We start from the raw sequence: 4,097 nt of genomic DNA on the forward strand, positions 1-4,097 counted from the left end.
TGGGCGTGTCGCGCTCACTCGACTCAGAGGGCAGGGCGGCGCGGGTGCCCGGGCCGTCGAGCGGCAACCCGCTCGGGACCGCCCGGCTGGAGTTCATCGCCGTCGCCCGCGGGAGCCCAGCGTCCGCCCGCGGGAGCTCAGCGTCCGGCGACCCGGCAGCGGCATCCCGGACCTGCGGCATACCCAACTCCACGAGGCGGGCCCCGGCGACCCGGGCCTGCGCGATGTGCTCGGCCGACTGCTCGACGAAGGCGACATGCCGCCAGGTGTTGGCGCCGAGGTGGCCGGTGTTGTCGTAGGAGTTGCCGGTCATGCCGATGTTGTCCATCGGCAGCTGGTTCCACTCCTTGCACGCCACCTCGCACGCCTTGCAGCCGATGCAGATCGAGGTGTCGGTGAAGAACCCCTTGCGCGGCGGCGGGTCCGGCCACGCGGCGTCCTGCGCGGGATCGGTGGGGCCGCTCAGCTGGTTCTTCCAGAAGTGGGCGTCCATGCTGTCGCGCAGCATCGAGCGCACTCCCTTGCCCCATTCGGCGGGCGACCTCGAGATGCTCACCGGGCCTCCCCACGCTCCTCGGCGTCCTCGAGCCGGTCGTTGCCGGTCATCACCGTGATCCCGGACCGGGACTGATAGTCCTGCACCAGCCGCAGCAGGTCGGCCCCGTGCGGGCGCCGCCCCGGCTGGATGTCGACCGAACTGACCTTGCTCTCCTGGATCGAGACGTTGGGGTCGAGGGTGACGCCGAGCAGGTCGTTGGCCGAATCTCCTTGCACCACAGCGCCGGTGCCGCCGACGCCCCAGTGATACGGCATACCGATCTGGTGCACGGTGCGCCCGCCGACGACCAGCGGAGTCATCCGCTCCGTCACCAGCACCCGCGCCTCGATCGCCGAGCGCGGCGAGATCAGCGTCGCCCACCCGCCGTTCTCGAGGCCGCGTTCGGCGGCGAGCTCGGGGCTGACCTCGCAGAAGAACTCCGGCTGCAGCTCCGACAGATACGGCAGCCAGCGGCTCATCGCCCCCGCGGTGTGATGCTCGGTCAGCCGGTAGGTCGTCGCGACATACGGGTAGACATCGACACCGGGATCCCCCGCCGACGGCGCCGTGAGGTTGTCCTTGCGCGGATAGACCAGCCGCGACGGATTGCGCTGCTGGGGATAGAGGGCGTTGTCGACCGGGCTCTCCTGCGGCTCGTAGTGGGTCGGCATCGGCCCGTCGATCATGCCCTTGGGCGCGAATAGCCAGCCCTTGCCGTCGGCCTGCATGATGAACGGATCGTCGCCGGCGAGGGCGTCCGGTCCGGTCGCGGTGTCCGCCGGGCGGTATGCCGGGTCCGTGGTCACCGGGAAGTCGGGCACATCGTGGCCCACCCACGTGCCCTGTTCCTCGTCCCACCAGACGTAGGCCTTCCGTTCGCTCCACGGCCGGCCCTGCGGGTCGGCGGACGCGCGGTTGTAGAGGATGCGCCGGTTCATCGGCCAGGCCCAGCCCCAGTCGGGTGCGACCCAGCTCTGCTCGGCGTCGGGGACCTTGTTCTTGGACCGGTTGACCTCACCGGCATACACGCCGGAATAGATCCAACACCCGGAGGCGGTCGAGCCGTCGGCCTTGAGTTCGACGAAACCGGGCAGCGCCTGCCCGGCCTTCTCCCCGGTCAGATAGGTGCCGTTGACCTCGCGCAGGATCGCGTCGGCGTCCGGCTCACCGTGCTCGTCCTGCGGATAGTCCCAGGTCAGGTCGAGCAAGGGCCGGTCGACCGGGTCGGTGGAGCCGGCGAGCCGCTCGCGGATCTTCTGGCCGAGGACGTAGTAGAACCACAGGTCGGAGCGGGCGTCGCCCGGCGGCTCGACGGCCTTGAAGTGCCACTGCAGCATCCGCTGGGTCTGGGTGAAGGTGCCGTCCTTCTCCGCGTGATTGGCCGCCGGAAGGAAGAAGACCTCGGTGGCGATCTTGTCGGTCTCCATCTCGCCGGAGGCGATCTCGGGGCCGTCCTTCCACCAGGTCGCCGACTCGATGAGGTTGATATCTCGCACGACGAGCCAGTCGAGATTGGCCATGCCGAAACGCTGCATCCGGCCGTGGGCGGACCCGACGGCCGGGTTCTGACCGAGGAGGAAATAGCCCTTGACCGTGCCGGCGATCATGTCCATGACCGACTGATAGGTGTTGTGGTTGCCGTTCAGCCGGGGCAGGTAGTCGTAGCAGAAGTCGTTGTCCGGCTGCGCCGCATCGCCCCACCACGCCTTGAGCAGGCTGACCATGTACGTGTCGGCCTTGGTCCAAAAACCCTTCTGCCGCTTGGAGGAAACGGCCTCGAGGTATTGCCCGAGGGACTCGTGCTTGCCCGCCACCGGCATCGGCAGATAGCCCGGCAGCAGGTTGAACAGGGTCGGGATGTCGCTGGCTCCCTGGATGGAGGCGTGACCGCGCAGCGCCATGATCCCGCCGCCCGGCCGCCCGACATTGCCCATGAGCAGCTGCAGGATCGCGCTGGTGCGGATGAACTGGGCCCCGAGGGAATGCTGGGTCCAGCCCACCGCATACGCGAACATCGTCGTCCGCTCCCGGCCGCTGTTCTCGACGATCGAGCGGGCGAGATAGTCGAAGTCCTCGCGCCCGATGCCGCAGACCTCGGTGACGAGTGCGGGGGTATAGCGCGCGTAATGGCGCCGCAGCACCTGCAGCACGCACCGCGGGTCGGTCATCGTCGGGTCGCGCTCGATGAGCGCGTGATCGAGCGGCGGGCCGCCCGAGCCGTATGCCTGTCCCTCGGCCACCGCTGCCTGCTCGGCGCCGTGTTCCTCCGGGCCGGGCTCGCCGACCTTCTCCTCCCCCGCCGCCCGGGACTTGTAGGCCCAGCTGGTCAGGTCGTACTGCCCGGTCTCGGGGTCGTAGCCGGAGAAGACGCCGCCGAGATCCTCGGTGTCCTGAAAGTCGTCGGAGACGAGCATCGTGGCGTTGGTGTAGGCCTGGACGTAGTCGCGGAAGTAGGTCTCGGTGGTCAGCACGTGGTTGATCAGGGCACCGAGGAGGATGACGTCACTGCCGGCGCGGATGGGGATGTGCCGGTCGGCCACGGCGGAGGTGCGGGTGAAACGCGGGTCGACGTGGATCACCCGGGCACCACGCAGCTTCGCCTCCGTCACCCACTGATAGGCCACCGGGTGGCACTCGGCCATATTGGAGCCTTGGATGACGATGCAGTCCGAATTGGCCATGTCCTGCACGAACTGCGTGGCGCCGCCGCGCCCGAACGAGGCTCCCAGACTGGGAACCGTGGAGCTGTGTCAAATACGCGCCTGGTTCTCGACCTGGATCGCGCCCATGGCCGTATACAGCTTCTTCATCAGGTAGTTCTCTTCGTTGTCCAGCGCGGCCCCGCCCAGGCTCGCGATGCCCATCGTGCGGCGCAGGAACTGGCCGTGCTCGTCCTTGTCCTGCCAGGTGCGCCGGCGGGTCTCGACCACCCTGTCGGCGATCATGTCGGTCGCCTCGTCCAGGCCGAGGTGTGTCCAGTCCGTGGCGTAGGGCGCGCGATACAGGACGGTGGTCTGGCGGCGGGGGTTGTTGACCAGCTGCTCGCTGGCGCTGCCCTTGGGGCACAACCGGCCCCGGCTGACGGGACTGTCGGGGTCGCCCTCGATCTGCACGACCCGGCCGTCCTTGACGAAGATGTTCTGCCCGCAGCCGACGGCGCAATAGGGGCAGACGGATTTGACGACCTTGTCAGCGGTTGCGGTGCGTGCCGTCCGTTCGCGGGTATGCCGCGTGGTCACCGCCGGCCCGCGGCCCAGGAAGTCGCCGCTCGCCAGCTGCCGCAGCACCGGCCAGCCGAGGAATGTACCTCGATCCGCCATCGCACCCTCCTGCTCGGTTGGGTCTGACGCGCCGTCCTGATGCATCGGGCCTGTGCATCTTCCTACGCATCCGTCCTGCGCATTCGCCCTGCCCAGGGACCCTATCGGCACCCGCCGCCGCAATCGCGGATTAGCAGTCGCGGATCAGGAGGTGCCCTGTCGCCACGAGGGGCGCACGGCCGCGAGCCGGCCGAAGGATCCTTTGCCCTGGCGGGCGCCCGCGGCGGCCGGCGCCACCG

General features: G+C 69.0%; 1 protein-coding gene and 1 pseudogene. Both read right to left on the minus strand.

Annotation, left to right across the window (positions count from 1 at the left end):
• Window positions 1-493: pseudogene (locus BN11_RS23790) on the minus strand (4Fe-4S dicluster domain-containing protein); the annotation flags it as partial.
• A 59-nt stretch (window positions 494-552) separates the two neighbouring features.
• Window positions 553-3,858, minus strand: coding sequence for a formate dehydrogenase (fdh, locus tag BN11_RS12875; RefSeq protein WP_157044133.1), 3,306 nt, complete (start codon window positions 3,856-3,858; stop codon window positions 553-555).
• Between the last annotated feature and the right edge of the window lie 239 nt (window positions 3,859-4,097).

The organism is Nostocoides australiense Ben110, from assembly GCF_001050535.1.
Lineage (GTDB): Bacteria > Actinomycetota > Actinomycetes > Actinomycetales > Dermatophilaceae > Nostocoides_A > Nostocoides_A australiense.